We start from the raw sequence: 20,876 nt of genomic DNA, 5'->3' as shown, positions 1-20,876 counted from the left end.
TTGCCCTGATATTATGGGCTATTTTTAGCCTGTCATGGGTTGCCAGTCCCAATAACAGGCAATAAATTTCTGTGGGGTTATTTTCAATGCCGACCTTTTGCGACACCCTCGTGCGGACGGGGATATAAGGCGAAAAGCCCAAAGGGCTTTAGGGCTGGCTACTGCGACGTATCCTGGCTGAATTGATATCTGCCTGTAAAACAGGCTAAAATGAATGCTCTTTATCAATGAGCGCTGAATATGTTAAGAGCGACCAAAGTCCGCATCTACCCCACCCCCGAACAGGCCGAGTATCTTAACAGTCTGTTCGGTGTGGTCTGTTTTGCGTACAACAAGGCGCTGCACATCAAAAAGCATACTTACAAACGTCACGGCGTGAGTTTAAATCCGCGCAAAGACCTCAAGCCGCTACTGGCGGTCGCGAAGAAATCCCGCAAGTACGCCTGGCTCAAGGCATATGATTCCATCGCGTTACAGCAGGCGGTGATTAATTTGAATACTGCGTTTGATAATTTTTTCAATCCGAAGTTGCGCGCCCAATACCTTATCAACGCCGTCCGTAACCTGCGTCGAAAGCAGAAATCGCTCTCCCGCAAACAAAAAGGCAGCGCTAACCGCGGTAAGGCCCGATTACGTCTGGCGGCAGTCCATGAGCGGGTAGTCCATGTTTGCGCCGATTTTCAACACAAACTCTCTCGAACAATAGTTGACGAAAACCAAGTGGTCATTGTTGAGACGCTGAAATCGGCCAACATGATGAAGAATCGCCGCCTTGCCCGCGCTATCGGGGATGCCGGCTGGAATAGCTTCCTCATGAAACTGGAATACAAAGCCGCAGCGGCGGGGGTCCACCTGGTCAAACTGGATCAGTGGTTCGCCAGTTCGAAAACCTGCCATTGCTGCGGTCACAAAGAGCCGGAAATGCCGCTAAATAAGCGGATCTGGCAATGCCCGGTTTGTCATGTCGAACATGACCGCGATATTAATGCGGCGATCAACATACAGCGCAAAGGCATAACAGAATTACAGGCGGCGGGACTCGTCGTTTCTGCCCACGGAGGCCAGCGTAAATCCGTCATAAAGACGGTTGCGGCCTGAGAAGTGGGAAGCCTCGCCGTTTTTTACGGCGGGGGGCAGTCACAGTATCGCCGATATAAAAGACAAAAGCGTCTGCCTGAGCAGACGCTTCAGACTGCTGACAAACCTCGTTGAAAGTAATGGGGTTTGTCGTTATCACTCATTATCTTCCGATTTTTCCTTATAGATCCCCGATACGCCCTTTTCCTACACTGGATTGGCTTTCTGCCCCAATACATTCACGGGTAAACCACAGATAAAACCAATAAAGTGCCGCCACCAGTAAAGCTATCTTCTTGATATTTTGTGCTGTTGCCGCCAACAGGCACTGTATCTGAACTTTCCGCAACCCGCGAAAAAGGGCATAACGATGCCCATGATGCTGCTTCGCATCCGCAAAACTCCGTTCTATCGTTTCTTTTCGCCGCTTGTGCACCTTTTTACCCCACGGACTCAAACGGATTTCTCTGGCCTTTTCTTTGCCCGTTTCCCAGATATGCCGTGTGATGGTTTTTCCCTTTTTCGCCCGGGTACAGGCCGCCCGCAGCGGGCAATTCTGGCAAATACCCGCCGCCGTCCGGTAATAACGGTATCCCTGACGACTTGTGGTGCTATAAATCAGCTTTTCGCCCTGCGGGCAAACATAGCAATCCTGTTGCGGATCATAAATAAATTGTTTCTTTTGAAAGAGATTCGGCCCTTTGTTTGGGCGCCGATAACTGATGACCGGTGTCAGACCCAGCTCTAGGGTCAGGTGGCAAACTGGGGCCGTAAAATAGCCTGCATCCAGTACGATGGCGACCGGATTAAGCGGAAAACGATCCAGCTGACGCGTCAGACGCCCTATCAAGGGCTGGCTGTCGTGGACATTGCCCGCTGTGGCATAGGTATCCAGAATAATATTGGCTTTTCCATCCACGGTACGGTGGTCGAGATAGAAGAATCCTTTGGGTTTGTTCGTCCGGTGCATAAACCCGCTTTCCGGGTCAGTCGTACTGACTTTGGTCTGTCTTTGCCGTTCCTTATGGGCTGGCTTCAGGCTTTTTTTCCGGACTTAGCCCGGTCTTCATTCACTGCTTTTTCCAACTCGTCCAGATAAGCGCCCGGAGGAACGGGACGCAGAATACTGTCGGATTTATGGGGATTGGCACTGGCTTTCAGATGAGTGCTGTCTGTATAAAGTTCCCGGCCGCCGACAAAACCTCTACCGATAGCCTGTTCGACAATGTTGTCGAAAATGTGCTGGAACACATCGGAATGGTTGAATCGGCGGCACCGATTCTGGCTGAGCGTGGAGGCATCCGGGACTTTCTCTGTCAGCCCGAGCCGCAAAAACCAGCGGTAGGCCATATTGACCTGAATTTCCTGCACCAGCCGGCGTTCGCTGGGGATGCCAAATAAGGACATCAGTAACATCATCTTAATCAGCATAACCGGGTCTATCGCCGGGCGGCCATTATTGTGGCAATACAAAGGGGCAACTAAGTCCCGGATAAATTCGAAATCAACGGCGGCATCGACTTTGCGAACTAGGTGATTTTGAGGCACGAGGTCATCGAGTGAGAGCGTTTCGGGGGGAAACGTCTGGGGAGGGGGGATTCTTAACATGGCGGCAAGCTCCGTCGGGTAAACGGAATTTGATTAAAGCAAAGTGCCGGATAAAAAACCAGCACTTTGTCAATAATCTGAAGCGTCTGCCGGAGCAGACGCTTTTTAGTCAGAATGAATAAATTTGATTATTCATCAAGGAAGCTACGTAGAACCTCAGAACGGCTTGGATGTCGTAGTTTACGTAGTGCTTTCGCCTCGATCTGGCGGATACGTTCACGGGTAACGTCAAACTGTTTACCGACTTCTTCCAATGTATGGTCAGTATTCATATCAATACCGAAACGCATACGCAGTACTTTTGCTTCACGAGCGGTCAGACCTGCCAAGACATCGTGGGTTGCTGAGCGCAGGCTTTCTGAGGTTGCAGAATCCAGCGGCAGTTCCAGCGTTGTATCTTCAATGAAATCACCTAAATGTGAATCTTCATCATCACCAATTGGTGTTTCCATTGAGATAGGTTCTTTGGCAATTTTTAGTACCTTACGGATCTTGTCTTCCGGCATCAACATACGTTCTGCCAGCTCTTCCGGCGTTGGTTCACGCCCCATTTCCTGCAACATTTGGCGGGAAATACGATTGAGTTTGTTGATTGTCTCAATCATATGAACGGGTATACGAATGGTACGAGCTTGGTCGGCAATTGAGCGTGTAATTGCCTGACGGATCCACCATGTGGCGTAAGTTGAGAACTTGTAACCACGACGATATTCAAATTTATCAACCGCTTTCATCAGGCCAATGTTGCCTTCTTGGATCAGATCCAAGAATTGCAGGCCACGGTTGGTATATTTTTTGGCAATTGAAATAACCAAACGTAAGTTGGCTTCAACCATCTCTTTTTTCGCTCGGCGGGCTTTTGCTTCACCGATGGACATACGACGGTTGATGTCTTTCACCTGTTCAATGGTTAAACCGGTTTCTTCCTCAATTTGACGAAGTTTTTGCAGGCTACGCTGTATTTCTTCTTCCACCTCAAGGAGTTTTTCAGACCACGGTTTGTTCATTGCTTTTGCAGCAGTAAACCAAATGTCGCTGGTTTCATTACCGGAGAACAAAGTGATGAAGTTCTTCTTCGGCATTTTGCACTGTTCAACACACATTCTCATGATCTGGCGTTCTTGAAGGCGAACGCGATCCATCATAGAACGCATGTTGTTGACCAGATAATCAAACTGCTTTGGCACCAGACGGAACTGTTTGAAAACTTCTGAAAGTTTTAAGATTTCGGCCGCAGTATTTGGATGATTGCGGCCGTTTTCCTTAATTTCCTGACGGGTGATGTCATACTGTTGTCGCAGTTCTTGAAATTTCTGGCGCGCTAATTCTGGATCGATGCTGTTGTCATCATCACTATCGTCATCACTGTCTTCATTATCGTCGTCTTCATCATCATCGAGCTCTTCCTGTGGAAGTTCAGAACCAACGTGGGTGGCAGTAGGTGCAAGTTCTTCTTCTGCGTTCGGGTCAACGAAACCAGTGATGAGATCTGACAGGCGAGCCTCACCTGCTTCCACACGGTCATATTGTTCCAGTAAGTAGGTGATTGCTTCAGGGTATTCAGCAACGGAACACTGTACCTGATTGATGCCATCTTCAATGCGTTTAGCAATGTCAATTTCACCTTCCCGGGTCAATAACTCAACGGTACCCATTTCACGCATGTACATACGTACCGGGTCGGTGGTGCGACCGATTTCAGATTCAACACTAGACAGTACTTGCGCAGCAGCTTCCACAGCGTCTTCATCTGTGTCGTTAGCGGTTTCTGCTAGCATCAGATCATCGGCATCAGGTGCTTCTTCCATTACCTGAATGCCCATGTCATTGATCATCTGGATGATATCTTCGATCTGATCGGAATCGACGATATCTTCCGGCAGATGGTCATTGACCTCAGCATAGGTCAGATAGCCTTGCTCCTTACCACGGGTGACAAGTAGCTTTAGCTGTGACTGCGGGTTTTGCTCCATAAGACGGTATCCACACTTCAGAGTATTTGGGTTGGTGTCGGTCGGCGAAACTAATCTGCCAACAATAACTTTTAAGGGCGTTTTCGTTATATTGCCGCTGCCCACTTATAGCGGCAAAATGTAGGGTTATTTCCCTACCTAATGCGGCATTTAAGCCGTGAATTCAGTGTTTACTTTCTGGCACGGGATTCATTAATCAAGCGAACTTCTTCGCGCTCTTCCGGTGTCAGGCCTTCAGTTCTTGCTCTGGCGATAAGAATGTCTAAACGTTCTTCTAACGCTGAATCAACAAGATGATCCAACGCGTCACGAAATGTATTTTCTGCTATTTCTTCTACTTGTATATCGTTCCATGTAGCTAATTTTTCAAGTTGTTTACTAAATTTATTATCACGATATTGCTCTAGCAGTTGTCCAGTTGTCAGCCCTGGCTGAGTAAGACAAACCTCCACAAGCTCCATAAATAATGGTAAGCCTGCAATTTTGGCCTGCATAATTCCCTGTAGGGGGGGAACTAAAGCGGCTAAGTGTGGGTTTTGTACCAACAGTCCTATAAGTATACGCATAGTTGTCGGTTTTAGCTGCGGCATCTGATAATTATTCCCACTTTCCAGATGCTGCGGCAATAAACGTTCCAACTGCACTGCATCAGGGATGCCCATCATATTGCCAAGTTCTTGTCTCATATAGAGACGCAGAACCTCCCCCGGAATCTGGTTGATCAATGGTACGGAAAGTGAACTGAGTTTTGTTTTCCCTTCAGGATTACTCAAATCAACTTGTGGCAGTAATGATTCGAACAGAAATTCAGACAATGTATGAGATTGTTCCATTCTTTGTTCAAATGCTTTCCGGCCTTCCTTACGGATTAGTGAATCAGGATCTTCGCCATCAGGCAAAAACATAAAACGTAACTGCCTACCATCATTCAGATAAGGGAGCGCTGTTTCCAATGCCCGCCATGCTGCATCACGCCCGGCTCTGTCACCATCGTAACAACAGATGACGTTATCAGTAGCGCGGAAAAGTAATTGAATATGTTCCGATGTAGTCGAAGTACCTAGTGAGGCAACTGCATAATCGATACCAAACTGCGCCAGTGCTACCACATCCATATAACCTTCAACTACTAATAATCGTGAAAGGTCACTGTGATTTTGTTGTGCTTCATAGAGGCCATATAGCTGGCGGCCTTTATGGAAAATTTCAGTCTCTGGTGAGTTGAGATATTTTGGGAGTGCATCTCCCAGAACTCGTCCACCAAATGCAATTACGCGCCCTCTACGGTCACGGATTGGAAACATTATTCGTTCGCGGAAGCGGTCATAGGTACGGCCATTATCATTTGCGACCAGCATTCCAGCATCATTTAACTGTCGGCGATCTTCCGCATTATGAGCAAACCGCTTCAAGGTGTTGTCCCAACCAGCGGGAGCGAAACCAATCGAGAAACGGTGGATAATTTCTTCACTAAGCCCACGCTGAGCCAGATATTGCCGGGCTTGTTGTGCAGCAGGGGTGTTTAATACATTTTGATAGAAGCTATTAAGCTTATCCATCAGTTGATAAAGGTTTTGTCTTTGGTGACGTTCTATCTGACTGCTACTGGAACCTGCTTCATAAGGGACTTCCAGACCATGCATAGCAGCTAATTCTTCGATGGATTCGACAAACTCAAGTCTATCGTAATTCATCAGAAAATCGATGGCGTTGCCGTGAGCTCCGCAACCAAAGCAATGATAAAACTGTTTATCGCCATTAACAGTAAACGAGGGTGTCTTTTCGTTATGAAATGGACAGCACGCGTGGTGATTCTTACCCTGTTTTTTAAGTGGCACACGAACATCGATCAGATCGATGATATCGGTACGAGCTAATAAATCATTGATAAATGCGCGCGGAATTCGTCCAGCCATAAGCCCTTTTACGCCTGTTGATGAACGACAATAAACCGCGCTCCCTTTCGGAAAGCACGGCCTTTATCTGCAACTATTGTTACTGTTGTCTGCAAATTCAATCACTATGCGGATCAACCGCAAGGATTAGTACAGACGAGTGCGGCGTGCGTTTTCACGAGCCAGCTTTTTAGCGTGACGTTTTACAGCAGAAGCTTTAGCGCGTTTACGCTGAGTCGTTGGTTTTTCATAGAATTCACGACGGCGAACTTCTGCTAATACACCTGCTTTTTCGCAGGAACGCTTAAAGCGACGCAATGCTACGTCGAATGGCTCGTTTTCACGTACTTTAATTACCGGCATGTGCCTCTCACCTCAATAGAAATCGGTCTTGCTGGCGTGGGATGCCAGCCATCTTAAAATGGTGCGGAATTTTACTTCAATGAACACGGCTTTGTAAAGCGCCACAGCAAATTGAAACAACAACATTACGACGGTGATCTGCAAATCAGTTCCGTAATATTGATGATAACCACACAGGGATTTTATGTAGAGGGGTGATTATAGACTAAGCAGCAAAAATAGTCAGCATGTAAGCCGCGCAAATTAACTTATTAATGATAAACTGGCTCTCTTCTGTGGAATATAGGTAGTGTAATGCGAGTTTTAGGTATAGAAACGTCCTGCGATGAAACCGGAATCGCAATTTATGACGACAAAGCTGGTTTATTGGCAAATCAATTATACAGTCAGATTAAACTGCATGCCGATTACGGTGGTGTCGTGCCTGAATTGGCTTCACGTGACCATATCCGCAAAACAGTGCCCTTAATTCAAGCTGCTTTGAAAGAGGCAGGATTAACCTGTAAAGATATTGATGCGGTGGCTTATACAGCAGGTCCTGGTCTGGTTGGTGCGTTATTGGTGGGGGCGACGATTGGCCGTTCTCTGGCGTTTGCTTGGGATGTTCCTGCGATTCCTGTTCATCATATGGAAGGGCATTTACTAGCTCCAATGCTGGAAGATAACAGCCCTGAATTCCCGTTTGTGGCTTTGCTGGTGTCTGGTGGTCATACACAGCTTATTAGTGTGACGGGTATCGGTAAATATGAGCTACTTGGTGAATCAATAGATGATGCCGCTGGTGAAGCATTTGATAAAACAGCTAAGTTACTGGGATTGGATTATCCAGGAGGGCCGATACTTTCCAGAATGGCTCAGAAAGGAGAAGCTGGGCGTTTTGTATTTCCTCGCCCGATGACAGATCGTCCTGGGTTGGATTTCAGTTTTTCAGGATTAAAAACTTTTGCGTCTAATACTATTCATAGTAACAGCGATGATGAGCAGACTAGAGCGGATATTGCCCGCGCTTTTGAAGACGCGGTAGTTGATACATTAGCGATTAAATGTAAAAGAGCGCTTGAGCATACCGGGTTCAAGCGACTAGTGATGGCTGGTGGTGTCAGCGCCAACAGAGCATTGCGTATTAAAATGGAAGAAGTCATGGCAAAATTGGGTGGCGAAGTATTTTATGCGCGCCCTGAATTCTGTACAGATAACGGCGCCATGATTGCGCTTGCCGGCATGGTCCGCCTAAAAGGAGAGGTGAATGACTCACTTGGCGTGACAGTCAAAGCCCGCTGGCCATTGTCGGAATTACCTCCATTATAAATCTTCTTGATATAATGAAAATAAAAGACCAGTAACTCAATGAGTTGCTGGTTTTTATCCGGCCTTAGTTGTTAATCTTCTTTTCTTTGCTCTTTTTCTGTTCGGTTTTTTTCTTTTTCGGTCATCTCTTTTTTCTTTTTTAGCTTGTTCCAGAGACGATTTTCTTGGCCGCGCCACAGGCGCTGGATATTATCATGGTGACGTAGTAACACCAGACAGCAGAGCATGGCTACGGGGAAAGTGAATTCGGGTTTAAACCACCAGACATAGAATGGTGCTATCAAGGCACTGACAATGGCCCCTAAAGAAGAATAGCCGCTCAATAATATGGTCAGCAGCCAAGTACCCATCATCAAACCTGTCAGATCCCAACCAATTGCCGCAATAGCACCAAAAGCAGTTGCGACACCCTTACCGCCTTTAAATTGGAAAAAGATCGGGTAAATATGGCCGAGACAAGCAGCGATTGCTGTAATTCCTAAATAGAAAGGGGGAACATAGAATTGATAAGCCAACCAGACGGGGATCATCCCTTTTAGAACATCACAAATTAGTACTATTGCCGCAGTACTGCGGCCACCAATTCGCAATACATTTGTCGCGCCTGGGTTGCCTGAGCCATGTTGACGAGGATCAGGTAGCCCAGCCAGACGACAAATAAGTATTGCGCTGGAAATTGAACCGCAAAGATACGCGAAGATGATCATACCAAGCGCGATAGCACTCATAATGTCTCCCCAATAATAATGGTCGTTTTCTTAGCCTAGTCATGGATAATACGCATATTTAGTCGGAAGTGGTATCCGACAAGTTGAAAAACAGGAAAATGACGTGATGGATATCGTATTTATTGAGGAGTTAGTCGTTATTACCACAATTGGTGTTTACGATTGGGAACAGACCATTAAACAGAAGTTAGTGTTCGATATCGAAATGGGATGGGATAATAAACGCGCATCTTCCAGTGATAATGTCGAATATTGTCTGGATTATGCCAAAGTTAGCGAAGCGATTATCAGTCATGTAGAAAATCAGAATTTTGCTCTGGTTGAAAGAGTGGCTGAAGAGGTAGCGGATCTACTGTTAAAACGCTTTAATTCGCCGTGGGTACGGATAAAAGTGAGTAAACCGGGTGCTGTCGCACAGGCTCGTCAAGTGGGTGTTATTATTGAAAGAAAAAAATAATCTGATCAGTAGTGAATTCAGCTGCCATATTATTGTCATTGTTCTTACATAGACTGGCGTGCAGTAGTGCCAGGCTTGATAATCATGTTAATTGATTAATGACAATGAGAATAATGGTAGCTGGGGTTATTCCATGCTACTTGTTTCGGGTATTTATTAATGGGCGACCTCTCTATATGACTGACCTTTCTACCTTGTTTCATGCAGCGGTTCTTGGTGTTGTTGAAGGGCTAACTGAATTTCTTCCTGTTTCCTCTACCGGCCATATGATCATTGTTGGCCATATGTTGGGATTTACTGGCGATAAAGCTGAAACATTTGAAGTTATTATCCAACTTGGATCTATCCTTGCTGTGGTAGTAGTGTTTTGGCGTCGCTTGTTTGGGCTCATTGGCATCCACTTTGGTGAAGTTCCTCATGAAGGTAAAACCAATGGCAAACTGAGATTGAGCCATATTATTTTGGCAATGCTACCTGCGGTGACGCTTGGGTTGGTGTTCCATGATGTCATCAAATCACTGTTTAACCCACAAAGCGTGATGTATGCCTTGGTTATTGGTGGTGGGTTGCTAATTACAGCAGAAATCTTGAAACCTAAAACACCAAAAGCAGAAGGGCTGGATGATATTACTTATCGTCAGGCTTTTATGATTGGCTGTTTTCAGTGTCTAGCTTTATGGCCGGGATTTTCCCGTTCAGGTGCGACAATTTCTGGTGGAATGCTGATGGGGGTTAATCGTTATACTGCATCAGAATTCTCGTTTATTTTGGCTGTACCGATGATGATGGGAGCAAGTGGATTAGATTTATATAAGAGCCTGCACTTTTTGAGTGCTTCTGATATCCCAATGTTTGCTGTTGGTTTTGTTACTGCATTTGTTGTCGCGTTAGCCGCCATTAAAACTTTTCTGGCATTGATTAAGCGTATATCTTTTATCCCATTTGCTATCTACCGCTTTATTGTGGCAGCCGCTGTGTACTGGGTATTTATGTAGTGAATGATTCCCCCTGATATCATATTGCCTAGTGTTTGATATCAGGGGATGTTTCAGGTAACCGTATTGTCTTGAACTGTATTGTCTTGTTGTTTCCATTCCGCCAATGCGTGCTGACGCTGACGTTGTAACTCATGACCAATGTCAGCGCCACGTAATCCACTGTCTACAATATTTTTCACCTGAACTTGGCTGGCAACTTTGAATGCCTGTCGCAGATAATCACCTTGTGGATAGGGTGTATCTTCAAAACCGATACGACCCCGCGCATCGGCTTCACTGATGATAACTAATTGCTCTATTCGCTGTGGTTTACGCCATGCATCAACAGCATCAAACAACTTAAGTAATGTTTTCGGCCGCAATTGAGCGACGGTATGCACTAAATCATGATACTGAGCAGCCAGTTTTGCCAAATCACGAACAGAATTAGGAACACGCAGACGTTGGCATAATTGGTCAACTAACTTAACACCTGCTGGCCCATGTCCATAATGGTGAGGCCACTGTTCTGGTGGTGTCAGCCCTTTACCAAGATCATGGCATAGAGAAGCAAAACGACTATCGACTTCATTTGTTAATTCAGTCGCTACTTTCAGCACCATTAACGTATGAATACCGGTATCAATCTCAGGATGCCACTTCTCTGGTGCGGGAACACCAAACAAATTATCAATTTCAGGAAACAACACCCCCAATGCACCACAATCACGTAAAACCTGAAAAAAGACCTGAGGGGAAGGGCTAGCAAGGGCTTTCTCGGTCTCTTTCCAGACACGTTCTGGTGTGAGTACTGATAACTCGCCGTTGGTTGCCATATTTGACATTAATGCTTGTGTTTCGGGCGCGATGGTAAACCCTAAATGGGCGAAACGAGCGGCAAAACGAGCTACTCGTAGTACCCTTAGTGGATCTTCAGAGAAAGCATCAGAAACATGGCGTAGAATACGATTGTTCAAATCATCAACACCATGATAAGGATCAACCAGTTCACCAGTGGGTGTTTGAGCGATCGCATTAACTGTCAGATCACGACGCTGCAAATCGTCTTCCAGTGTGACATCCGGCGCTGCATAACAAGTAAAACCCGTATATCCCAGGCCGGATTTTCTCTCAGTGCGTGCTAAGGCATACTCTTCATGGGTTTGGGGATGCAGGAACACCGGAAAATCTTTGCCAACTTGCTGATATCCTAGGGATAACAGCGTTTCTGATGTTTCACCCACAACGACCCAATCCCGCTCTTTTACAGGAAAATTTAGCAGTCGGTCACGTACTGCGCCGCCAACCAGATAGACTCTCACCTAACATGTTCCTTATCAACTCATCCAACGGTCATTTCGCTTACGGCGAGGGATCATATGCGGCAGTAATAGCCCAAAGATTAAACCAGCGCCTGCAACACCACCGCCATACATAAACCATTGCAGAATGATATTACGTTGTTTGTCATCAAGCTGTAGATTTGCAGCATCAAGCTTTTTTTCTGCTACCGTCAGTTTGTTTTTCAACCTCTCATTCTCTTTTTTCAGTTCTGCAACAATGCTACTACTATTGGCCGCCTTTAGTTGCATGTCGGCAGTGCGCTGATTCCAGTTATTGTCTATATTGGCTAACTTCTCCGTCAATGTTTTCACTTCCTGTTCCAATTCTGGGAGGCGGGTACGTAGGCTTGGTTTATTACTGAGTTGGTTAACGGGTAGCCAGACAAGGCGGCCTTTATCATCTTTAACTTGAGCGTAATTACTATCCCGATTGATGCTTATCAATGTGACTTCATCACCGGCATTCAGTGTACCGGCAATACGATACTGGTTACCCGGCCCGGCGTGTGTGTAGGTAGATAACTCATCAGATACATAGCGCTTTCCTTCCGCGTGGGTAGTGAGCGAAAAGCTGAGGCTTATTAATGCCGTGAGAAGTAAATGTAGTTTTCGCATTGTGATTTCAACCGTTTTTTATCTATGGTGAGTTTAAAATTTGATAGTAAAGAGTTAAGTTTGCTAGAGCAATCAGTAAACCAAAATGACATTTTTCTAATTGGTTGAATACGGGGCTTGTTATCTGTTGAACGAATTTCCTGTTAATGACTATCATAACTTGCAGAAAAGGGAAATTTTAATTTTTTTCTTACTCGTCGTAGCAAAAAGCGAAATCAAGGTAAGATGAGAGCAAAGATTGTCATCAACGGTGTAGATATGAGTGTAGAAATTGAATTAAAACTTATCGTCAAACCACAAGTTATTCCTACAATTCGCCAGCAATTATTGTTATTTCCGCATTACTATTTTTCTCCCCAAAAGTTGACCAATATCTATTTTGAAACGTCGGATAATCAACTGCGTGGTCTTGATATGGGGTTGAGGATCCGTGGTTTTGATGATCAATATGAGATGACGGTTAAAACAGTTGGTAAGGTGGTTGGCGGTTTGCATCAGCGACCGGAATATAATGTGCCATTGGCAAAGCCGGAACTGGCATTGACTCTGTTTCCACCGCACATCTGGCCTGACAACTGTGATGTGGAAGCATTGCAATCCCGTTTGAATGCGTTATTCAGTACTGACTTTATGCGTGAGAAGTGGGTGGTGACTTATGGACAAAGTGAGATTGAAGTGGTGCTTGATCAGGGAGAAATTATTGCAGCCAATCGCAAGGAGCCAATCTGTGAATTTGAACTGGAGTTAAAACAAGGAATCATAGCCGATGTATTAGCATTGGCGGTTGAGTTGGCAACATCAAATGGCTTGCGGCAAGGAAATAGAAGCAAAGCGGCCCGTGGTTATCAATTAGCTCAGGGAAAACCAAAAGCAGTTTGGCCTTCAATCCAGGTGGAAATTGATATGCAGCAGTCATTGCCTTCGGTACTTACGTCAATATTAGCCCATTGGCAGGAGCAAGAGGAATGTTGGCTGGCCGGTTTATCAGACGGTCGAGATGGCTTAAAGCAAGTACTGACTTTGATTCAGCAGACGATCGAATATTCTAGTGAGCCGGAACAGTTGGACAACCAATTAGTTGCTATCAACCAGAAATTATTGGATACGGAAACAGACGCCGAAACGCTGTGTTATAGCTCGCTCTATTTGCAATGTAAGTTGGCACTGACTATGTGGTTAATAGATCTATGTGGTTAATAAATCTCTCCGTTTAAATAACAGGAATTCTCTATGTTGCCACTTTCAACTCCGCTTCTGGCCCAGTTACAGCGTGTGACTGAACATTTTCATCAACTAACTTTGAACGTTGAGCCTGTTGCTGCTCATGAGCAGGCCATATTATCCCTGAGCGATTTTGTTGTTGAAAACCTGCAAACTCATCCTGAATGGTTAGCTGAGATCCGCCAACATCCACCTGAAGCGCAGGAGTGGCATCAATATGCTGAATGGCTGCAACAATTACTCGCATCAGTAGAGGATGAAAATACCCTCATGCGGGTTTTACGCCAGTTCCGTAACAAGGTTCTGGTCAGAATAGCCTGGTCGCAGGCGCTACATAGCATGACGACTCAGGAGACACTGCAACAGCTTAGTATGTTGGCTGAAACGTTGATTATTGCTGCCCGTGATTGGTTGTATCAGCGTTGTTGTCAGGATTGGGGAACGCCTTGTAATGAGCGAGGCGAACCACAACCGCTGTTGATTCTCGGTATGGGAAAACTGGGCGGTGGTGAGTTGAACTTCTCTTCTGATATTGATCTGATTTTTGTCTATCCTGAAAACGGCATTACCCAAGGTGGCCGGCGTGAAATGGATAACACCCAGTTTTTTACCCGCTTGGGGCAGCGTCTTATCAAAGTGCTCGATCAACAAACTGTGGATGGTTTTGTGTATCGGGTAGATATGCGTTTGCGCCCGTTCGGTGATAGTGGCCCATTGGTGTTTAGTTTTGTTGCACTGGAAGATTACTATCAAGAGCAAGGGCGTGATTGGGAACGTTATGCGATGGTGAAAGCACGGATTATGGGTTCGGGCAACCAAGCGTATGGTAAAGAGCTACGCCGGATGTTGAGACCATTTATCTTTCGCCGTTACATTGATTTCAGTGTGATTCAATCCCTGAGAAATATGAAAGGCATGATTGAACGGGAAGTGCGTCGCCGTGGCTTGAAAGACAATATCAAACTGGGGGCTGGTGGTATTCGTGAAATTGAATTTATCGCCCAGGTGTTCCAGCTTATTCGTGGTGGACGTGAACTGTGTTTGCAATCTCAGGCGTTGTTACCAACTCTGCAAATAATAGCGCGGTTGACGCTTTTACAATCATTGCAGGTGAAACAACTTGCTGACGGTTACCTTTTTTTGCGGCGGTTAGAAAATCTTTTACAGTCAATTAATGATCAACAAACTCAGACTCTGCCAGAAGATGAGCTGAATCGTTCGCGACTGGCATGGGGCATGGGATTTGAAAGTTGGGACGCTCTGATAATTGAATTGAACAGCAAGATGGGTGCTGTTCGGGCTATTTTTACGCAATTGATTGGCGATGACAGTGATAATAGTGAAGAGGAACCTAGTCATGTACCATTTAAAAGTTTGTGGCTGGAAGAACTCGAAAAAGAAGAGTTAATCATACTAGCTCCGCACTTGGATGAAGAAATTGCACAGCAGATATTGCATATTATTTCTGTGTTCCGCCATGATGTGGGTAAAAGAACCATTGGCCCTCGTGGGCGTGATGTGCTTGACCATCTGATGCCACGTTTGTTGGCAAAAGTCTGTTTGCGACAAGATGTCAATAATCAAGATGTCAGTATAGTACTAGAGCGGGTTATTCCGTTGTTGTTAAGTATTGTCAGCCGTACAACTTACCTGGAACTGATACTTGAATCGGAAGCTGTACTGACACATGTTATCCGGCTGTGTGCTGCTTCACCGATGATTGCGACTCAGCTTGCCTGCCATCCATTGTTGCTGGATGAACTGCTTGATCCACAGTTTCTGTATGAGCCTTTGCCATTAAATGCCTATAAAGATGAATTGCGGCAATATTTGTTGCGGATACCAGAAGATGATGAAGAGCAACAACTAGAAGCGCTCCGCCAGTTTAAGCAGGCTCAATTACTGAGGATTGCGGCGGAGGATATCACTGGTGTATTGCCGGTGATGAAAGTCAGTGATCATCTCACTTATTTGGCAGAAGCGATTATTGAAGCAGTTGTTCAACAGGCGTGGGGACAAATGGCAAAACGTTATGGTGTTCCATCACATTTGAGTCAGCGGCAAGGTCTGGGATTTGCTGTGATTGGTTATGGCAAATTGGGTGGTTGGGAGTTGGGCTACAGTTCTGATCTTGATTTAGTTTTCCTGCTTGATTGCCCGGTGGATGTGATGACTGATGGCGATCGATCGATCGATGCTAGACAATTTTATTTGCGTCTTGCCCAACGAATTATGCACTTGTTCAGTGCTCGAACCTCCTCTGGTGTGTTGTATGACGTGGATGTCCGCCTGCGTCCTTCAGGCGAATCAGGCATGTTAGTCAGTACCATCGGTGCGTTTGCTGATTATCAGCAGAATCAAGCGTGGACTTGGGAACATCAGGCGTTGGTACGTGCCCGTATGGTATTTGGTGATGAAAACTTGCATCGGGATTTTGAGCGGATACGCCATCAGACATTATGTACGCGACGAGAACCCGCTTTGTTACGTCAGCAAGTAAGGGAAATGCGGGAAAAGATGCATAAACATTTAGGCAGTCACCATTCAGATCAATTTGATATTAAAGCTGATCCGGGAGGGATCACCGATATCGAATTTATCGCTCAATATTTGGTGCTTCGTTATGCTACTGAAAATGCGCGTTTGGTGAGTTGGTCGGATAATGTACGGATTTTTCAATTAATGGCGGCTTATGAAATTATGGATGAAGATGAGGCAGCCGCATTAACGCAGGCTTACGTTTCTATGCGTGATGAACTACATCATCTGGCGTTACAGACGCTTTCCAGTCGGGTATCAACCCATTGTTTCAGTGAACAACAGGAACGGATACGTCGTAGTTGGCAACAGTGGTTGGGTGAACAATAACGGGTTTTACTGGTTTGGTGTAGGGATTTTACGGTCGTATGATAATATTTGGCACCAATTTAATATCTAATATTTGGAGCAAGGGATGAAAATGACACTCCCGGATTTTCACTGTGCAGGAGTTTTAGTCGTCGGTGATGTTATGTTAGATCGCTACTGGTATGGACCGACCAGCCGGATTTCACCGGAAGCGCCGGTGCCTGTTGTAAAAGTCAATACTATTGAGGAGCGTCCGGGAGGGGCTGCTAACGTTGCTATGAATATTGCTGCTCTTGGCGCAAATTCGCGTTTAATCGGTTTGACTGGAATTGATGACGCAGCACATGCACTGAGTGAGAAACTGAGTAGCGTTAAGGTGCGCTGTGATTTTGTTTCTGTTCCAACCCATCCGACAATCACTAAGTTGAGAGTGCTTTCCCGTAACCAGCAGTTAATTCGCTTAGATTTTGAAGAAGGTTTCGATAACGTCGATGCGCAGCCGATGTTTGAGCGCATTGAACAGGCGTTACCCCATATTGGGGCATTGGTTCTATCTGACTATGCCAAAGGTGCATTGAGTCAGGTTCAGGAAATGATCAAACTGGCAAACGCGGCTAAGGTTCCGGTATTAATCGATCCGAAAGGTAATGATTTTGAGCGTTATCGTGGTGCAACTTTGTTAACGCCGAATCTGTCTGAATTTGAAGCGATAGTGGGCCACTGCAAAGATGATAATGAATTGGTTGAAAAGGGTACTCGACTAGTTAAGGATTTGGATCTTCAGGCATTACTGATCACCCGTTCTGAACAGGGGATGAGTTTATTGAGTGTTGATCAACCGCCATTACATTTGCCTACGCAGGCGCAGGAAGTGTTTGATGTTACGGGGGCTGGCGATACGGTTATTGGCGTGTTAGCAACAGCGATTGCGGCTGGAAAATCACTGAATGAAGCTTGTTTCCTGGCGAATACGGCTGCGGGAGTTGTCGTTGGCAAACTGGGAACGTCGACCGTTTCGCCGATTGAACTGGAGAATGCTATCCGTGGCCGTGCTGAAACGGGTTTCGGAATGATGACCGAATTTCAGCTTAAACAGGCTGTTGCTGATGCGCGTCAACGTGGTGAAAGGATTGTGATGACCAATGGCTGCTTTGACATTCTGCATGCAGGTCATGTCTCTTATCTGGAGAATGCCCGTAAACTGGGTGATCGGTTAATTGTTGCTGTTAACAGTGATGCATCAACTAAACGGCTGAAAGGCGAGAGCCGTCCTGTTAATCCACTAGAGCAACGAATGATTGTATTATCTGCTCTGGGCGCTGTGGATTGGGTTGTGCCGTTTGAAGAGGATACACCACAGCGATTGATTGCGGATGTTTTGCCGGATGTATTGGTAAAAGGGGGAGATTATAAACCGGAAGAAATTGCTGGCAGTGAAGAAGTTTGGGCTGCGGGCGGAGAAGTCAAGGTATTGAACTTTGAAGATGGTATTTCAACAACTAATATCATCAAGGCGATTAAAAATCAGTAAATAATGCTTTAGCTTGTTATTGAAAACAGCCAGAAGATATTACTGTATTGAACGCTGTAGATTATTTATTTGATCATATTATTAGAATGAAGGCCGGGTAAGAGATGAAATCTTCCTGGCTATTTTTTATTTAACTTGTGCTTGATTGAGTGATATTTCATCATAAATAATATAGATATTTTTAATATCGTGTGCGAGTAATTTAATTAACGATATGATTATCATTAAAATATTTTAATGATAATTTGATTTAGTGTAATTTTATTCTCTGGGTGATAAGGGGTTAATCAGAAGAAGTGTGATGTGACAGATAATTTTTTATCTTTTTGGCATAAAATGCTGGTCACATAACGCTGGCTTATTCATAATGATTTCTGATGTAAATGATTTTTTAATAAAATATCTTATCTATAACTTTTACATCTTAAGGTTAGTAGATAAAACGGATAAATTTTTACGCAGGAATAAGTTCTTATGCAAGGTAAGTTGATTTTATCTTCAATTTGTTTAGCTTCGGCAATATTAGCAGGGTGTACAACTGAATCTTCTAATACCGTCCAGGTACAAAAAGTTAATTCTTATAATACGGTACATCAGGGTGTTCGTAGTCCAATTGCGATCGGTAAGTTTGAAAACCGTTCTAGCTATCAAAATGGCATTTTCTCCGACGGAATTGATCGCCTTGGTAACCAATCTAAAACGATTTTAGTCTCGCACTTACAGCAGACTGGACGCTTTACGGTGCTGGAACGTACTAATATGGCGGAACTGAAAGCAGAAGCGGGTTTACAAGGTAAATCGCAGAAGTTGAAAGGTGCTGCTTACGTTATTACCGGTGATGTAACTGAATTTGGCCGCAAGGAAGTGGGTGATCATCAGTTATGGGGACTGTTAGGGCGTGGTAAATCCCAGGTGGCTTATTCTAAAGTCATGCTGAATGTGGTGAATGTAGAAACTTCCGAAGTGGTTTTCTCTGTAGCAGGGGCTGGGGAGTATAAATTATCCAACCGTGAAATTATCGGCTTTGGTGGCACTGCCAGCTATGATTCAACACTGAATGGTAAGGTACTGGATCTGGCTATTCGTGAAGCAGTAAACCGTCTGGTTGAAAGTATTGAAACCGGTGCATGGAAGCCATCTAATTAAGAAATATAGGGATATATATTCATGATGTTAATGAAAAAAGCGGGCTTATTGCTGGCAGCTATGGCCTTAGCGGGTTGCGTCACGCAGCCAAAAACAATTTATGAGTGGGATAAATACCAACCTACAATTTATCAATATTATCAGCAGGATAAGATAGGGTTTGAAGAGCAGTTACAGGCTTTGCAGCAGGTAATTGAAAGAGCGAAAGCGAAAGATAAACCTGTACCGCCTGGGCTGCATGCACAGATGGGTCTGCTTTATAGCAAAACAGGTCGTGTTTCAGAAGCATTCCATCAGTTTGAAACAGAGAAAAAATTGTTTCCTGAGTCAGCGCCATTTATGGACTTTTTATTAAGTAAAAATAAAGGAACTATGCAATGAACCGTATTCTTTTAGCATTTAGTTTATTGGCGGCGTTTGTACTGACTGGATGTAGTAAATCTGTCCCTTATGATTATTCTGCATTTAGAGAGAGCAAACCGAAATCCATTCTGGTTCTGCCGGCGGTAAATAAATCTCTGGAAGTCAAAGCAGGGCACAGCCTGATTTCTCATGTGACATATCCATTGGCGGAATCGGGCTATTACGTTTTTCCGGTTGCTGTTGTGGAAGAGACATTTCAGCAAAATGGCATGACAGCGGCGCAGGATGTTCAGAATATCAGTTACAAAAAATTGCATGATATTTTTGGCGCGGATTCCGCGCTCTATTTGGATATTGAGGAATATGGTACGCAATATCAGATTATCAACAGCGATACGCGTGTAACGGCTTCAGCGAAGCTGGTGGATTTGCGTAATGGTAAACAATTGTGGCATGGACGGGCGGTTGCCTCATCGACTGAAAATGAAAGTAGTTCGAATAGCCTTGTTGGCATGTTGGTATCTGCCGTAGTTTCACAGATAGCGAATACCATTATGGATAAAGGTCATGAAATTGCCGGCATTACAAGTAACCGCTTACTGACAGCCGGTGGTAGTCGTGGCTTGCTTTATGGTCCACGTTCTGAGCATTACGGTAAAGAACAGCATTAATTTCTGATTAGTGTGAATGTGTAATGAGCAGATATCACATTCTGCTCATTATCACGGTTATTTTTGTATGGTAATAATTACTCTTCTTTTGCTGTGTCATTAGCAGATGGAACATTCTTATTTTCAAACTTCGCTTCTAGTTCATTTAAACGCTGTTCCATTGCGGTCAATTTTTCACGAGTACGTAACAGAACCTGAGTTTGAATATCAAATTCTTCACGATTCACTAAATCAAGCTTGCCAAGTTGGGATTGCAAAACCATCCGTAATTTTTTCTCTACATCACCACCAAACTCTTTAACCCCCTTTGGTAAAGAATCCTGGATCTGGCGGGCAATTTGTTCAATTTTTTTGGGATCGAGCATGATGCATCCTTTTTATGACATAAATAATTCCTGAATAGTGTAATACCAGATAGCAAAACCACAAACCATTGTGAGCTAGGTTTCACATTTGATTTTGTTGATTGCCGCCGGTAAATATTAGCGTTATAGTTCACTGGCTTATCTCAGGGCGGGGTGAAAGTCCCCACCGGCGGTAACATCAGTCCATCTTTCGGGTGGCTTGGTGAAGCCCGCGAGCGCTCCGTTTGAGGTTATCTTTTGTGATAAAGCGGAGGTCAGCAGATCCAGTGTAATTCTGGAGCCGACGGTGATAGTCCGGATGGGAGAGAATAACGACATCTGTCGGGCTTTGTGCTCGTCTGTTGTTCCGGCTATGGCATTCGCGCATTATATTAATAGCATTAATGTT

General features: G+C 44.8%; 18 protein-coding genes, 1 pseudogene and 1 riboswitch. Of the genes and pseudogenes, 11 read left to right on the top strand and 8 right to left on the bottom strand.

The window, feature by feature from the left end; all coding sequences use genetic code 11:
- Window positions 1–240: 240 nt before the first annotated feature.
- Window positions 241–543 (top strand): annotated as a pseudogene (locus tag ACGF5R_RS17280) (helix-turn-helix domain-containing protein); the annotation flags it as partial.
- The gene (locus ACGF5R_RS17275) at window positions 529–1,098 is read left to right on the top strand and encodes an RNA-guided endonuclease InsQ/TnpB family protein (RefSeq protein ID WP_387691969.1); all 570 of its coding nucleotides are present in this window, start codon (window positions 529–531) and stop codon (window positions 1,096–1,098) included. The pseudogene ACGF5R_RS17280 and the gene ACGF5R_RS17275, both read left to right, overlap by 15 nt.
- Window positions 1,099–1,258: 160 nt before the next feature.
- Here the strand turns inward: ACGF5R_RS17275 and ACGF5R_RS17270 are convergent.
- The 4 genes from ACGF5R_RS17270 to rpsU form a co-directional block, all read right to left on the bottom strand.
- Window positions 1,259–2,685 (bottom strand): IS1182 family transposase gene (locus ACGF5R_RS17270; protein ID WP_387691967.1). Its coding sequence is split into 2 segments (ribosomal slippage): window positions 1,259–2,118 and window positions 2,118–2,685, totalling 1,428 coding nucleotides; the frame shifts between segments, so codons are not numbered across the junction.
- Window positions 2,686–2,813: 128 nt separating this feature from the next.
- Entirely contained in the window at window positions 2,814–4,658 is a 1,845-nt protein-coding gene (rpoD, locus tag ACGF5R_RS17265) for an RNA polymerase sigma factor RpoD (RefSeq protein ID WP_112878324.1), read from the bottom strand.
- A 170-nt stretch (window positions 4,659–4,828) separates the two neighbouring features.
- A complete protein-coding gene (dnaG, locus tag ACGF5R_RS17260; RefSeq protein ID WP_112895530.1) occupies window positions 4,829–6,574 on the bottom strand; it encodes a DNA primase in 1,746 nt (581 codons plus the stop codon).
- 126 nt (window positions 6,575–6,700) lie between these two features.
- Window positions 6,701–6,916, bottom strand: a complete 216-nt coding sequence (rpsU, locus tag ACGF5R_RS17255) for a 30S ribosomal protein S21 (RefSeq protein ID WP_387691966.1) — start codon at window positions 6,914–6,916, stop codon at window positions 6,701–6,703.
- Window positions 6,917–7,210: 294 nt separating this feature from the next.
- On the opposite strand from rpsU, the gene tsaD reads away from it, so the two are divergent.
- Window positions 7,211–8,224 carry a tRNA (adenosine(37)-N6)-threonylcarbamoyltransferase complex transferase subunit TsaD gene (tsaD, locus tag ACGF5R_RS17250; protein WP_112895531.1) on the top strand — a complete coding sequence of 338 codons (1,014 nt, stop codon included), beginning with the start codon at window positions 7,211–7,213 and terminating at the stop codon, window positions 8,222–8,224.
- Between the two features lie 71 nt (window positions 8,225–8,295).
- Here tsaD and plsY read toward each other — a convergent pair whose 3' ends face one another.
- Window positions 8,296–8,952, bottom strand: coding sequence for a glycerol-3-phosphate 1-O-acyltransferase PlsY (gene plsY, locus ACGF5R_RS17245; RefSeq protein ID WP_112878321.1), 657 nt, complete (start codon window positions 8,950–8,952; stop codon window positions 8,296–8,298).
- A gap of 106 nt (window positions 8,953–9,058) precedes the next feature.
- Here plsY and folB point away from each other — a divergent pair, with 106 nt between their 5' ends.
- Together folB and bacA are read left to right on the top strand one after the other, a co-directional pair.
- Window positions 9,059–9,409 (top strand): bifunctional dihydroneopterin aldolase/7,8-dihydroneopterin epimerase, encoded by a 351-nt coding sequence (folB, locus tag ACGF5R_RS17240; protein WP_112878331.1) that lies wholly within the window; start codon window positions 9,059–9,061, stop codon window positions 9,407–9,409.
- A gap of 176 nt (window positions 9,410–9,585) precedes the next feature.
- Window positions 9,586–10,404, top strand: a complete 819-nt coding sequence (bacA, locus tag ACGF5R_RS17235; protein ID WP_112878330.1) for an undecaprenyl-diphosphate phosphatase — start codon at window positions 9,586–9,588, stop codon at window positions 10,402–10,404.
- Window positions 10,405–10,457: 53 nt separating this feature from the next.
- Here bacA and ACGF5R_RS17230 read toward each other — a convergent pair whose 3' ends face one another.
- Both ACGF5R_RS17230 and ACGF5R_RS17225 read right to left on the bottom strand, forming a co-directional pair.
- A complete protein-coding gene (locus ACGF5R_RS17230) occupies window positions 10,458–11,708 on the bottom strand; it encodes a multifunctional CCA addition/repair protein (RefSeq protein WP_387691964.1) in 1,251 nt (416 codons plus the stop codon).
- A gap of 15 nt (window positions 11,709–11,723) precedes the next feature.
- Window positions 11,724–12,344: a TIGR04211 family SH3 domain-containing protein gene (locus tag ACGF5R_RS17225; RefSeq protein WP_112878319.1), complete on the bottom strand. Its 621-nt coding sequence runs from the start codon at window positions 12,342–12,344 to the stop codon at window positions 11,724–11,726.
- 258 nt (window positions 12,345–12,602) lie between these two features.
- On the opposite strand from ACGF5R_RS17225, the gene ACGF5R_RS17220 reads away from it, so the two are divergent.
- The 6 genes from ACGF5R_RS17220 (at window position 12,603) to ACGF5R_RS17195 (ending at window position 20,123) form a co-directional block, all read left to right on the top strand.
- Window positions 12,603–13,541, top strand: a complete 939-nt coding sequence (locus tag ACGF5R_RS17220) for an inorganic triphosphatase (protein ID WP_112878329.1) — start codon at window positions 12,603–12,605, stop codon at window positions 13,539–13,541.
- A gap of 33 nt (window positions 13,542–13,574) precedes the next feature.
- Window positions 13,575–16,433 carry a bifunctional [glutamate--ammonia ligase]-adenylyl-L-tyrosine phosphorylase/[glutamate--ammonia-ligase] adenylyltransferase gene (gene glnE / locus ACGF5R_RS17215; RefSeq protein ID WP_387691962.1) on the top strand — a complete coding sequence of 953 codons (2,859 nt, stop codon included), beginning with the start codon at window positions 13,575–13,577 and terminating at the stop codon, window positions 16,431–16,433.
- 85 nt (window positions 16,434–16,518) lie between these two features.
- A complete protein-coding gene (gene hldE, locus ACGF5R_RS17210) occupies window positions 16,519–17,943 on the top strand; it encodes a bifunctional D-glycero-beta-D-manno-heptose-7-phosphate kinase/D-glycero-beta-D-manno-heptose 1-phosphate adenylyltransferase HldE (RefSeq protein WP_262980405.1) in 1,425 nt (474 codons plus the stop codon).
- Between the two features lie 474 nt (window positions 17,944–18,417).
- On the top strand, window positions 18,418–19,089 hold the full coding sequence (locus ACGF5R_RS17205) for a CsgG/HfaB family protein (protein WP_387691960.1): 672 nt from the start codon (window positions 18,418–18,420) through the stop codon (window positions 19,087–19,089).
- Between the two features lie 21 nt (window positions 19,090–19,110).
- The gene (locus ACGF5R_RS17200) at window positions 19,111–19,470 is read left to right on the top strand and encodes a DUF4810 domain-containing protein (RefSeq protein WP_387691958.1); all 360 of its coding nucleotides are present in this window, start codon (window positions 19,111–19,113) and stop codon (window positions 19,468–19,470) included.
- Window positions 19,467–20,123, top strand: coding sequence for a DUF799 domain-containing protein (locus ACGF5R_RS17195; protein WP_112878314.1), 657 nt, complete (start codon window positions 19,467–19,469; stop codon window positions 20,121–20,123). Before ACGF5R_RS17200 ends, ACGF5R_RS17195 begins: the two co-directional genes overlap by 4 nt.
- A 77-nt stretch (window positions 20,124–20,200) precedes the next feature.
- On the opposite strand, the gene ACGF5R_RS17190 is transcribed toward ACGF5R_RS17195, so the two are convergent.
- The gene (locus ACGF5R_RS17190) at window positions 20,201–20,488 is read right to left on the bottom strand and encodes an accessory factor UbiK family protein (RefSeq protein ID WP_139655559.1); all 288 of its coding nucleotides are present in this window, start codon (window positions 20,486–20,488) and stop codon (window positions 20,201–20,203) included.
- 136 nt (window positions 20,489–20,624) lie between these two features.
- A riboswitch (FMN riboswitch) is annotated at window positions 20,625–20,802 on the top strand.
- Window positions 20,803–20,876: the final 74 nt, after the last annotated feature.

It is taken from the genome of Photorhabdus sp. RM71S, assembly GCF_042879355.1.
Lineage (GTDB): Bacteria > Pseudomonadota > Gammaproteobacteria > Enterobacterales > Enterobacteriaceae > Photorhabdus > Photorhabdus kayaii.
The sequence above is the reverse complement of the archived record's forward strand: the minus strand, read 5'-3'. Positions and strand labels throughout refer to the sequence as shown.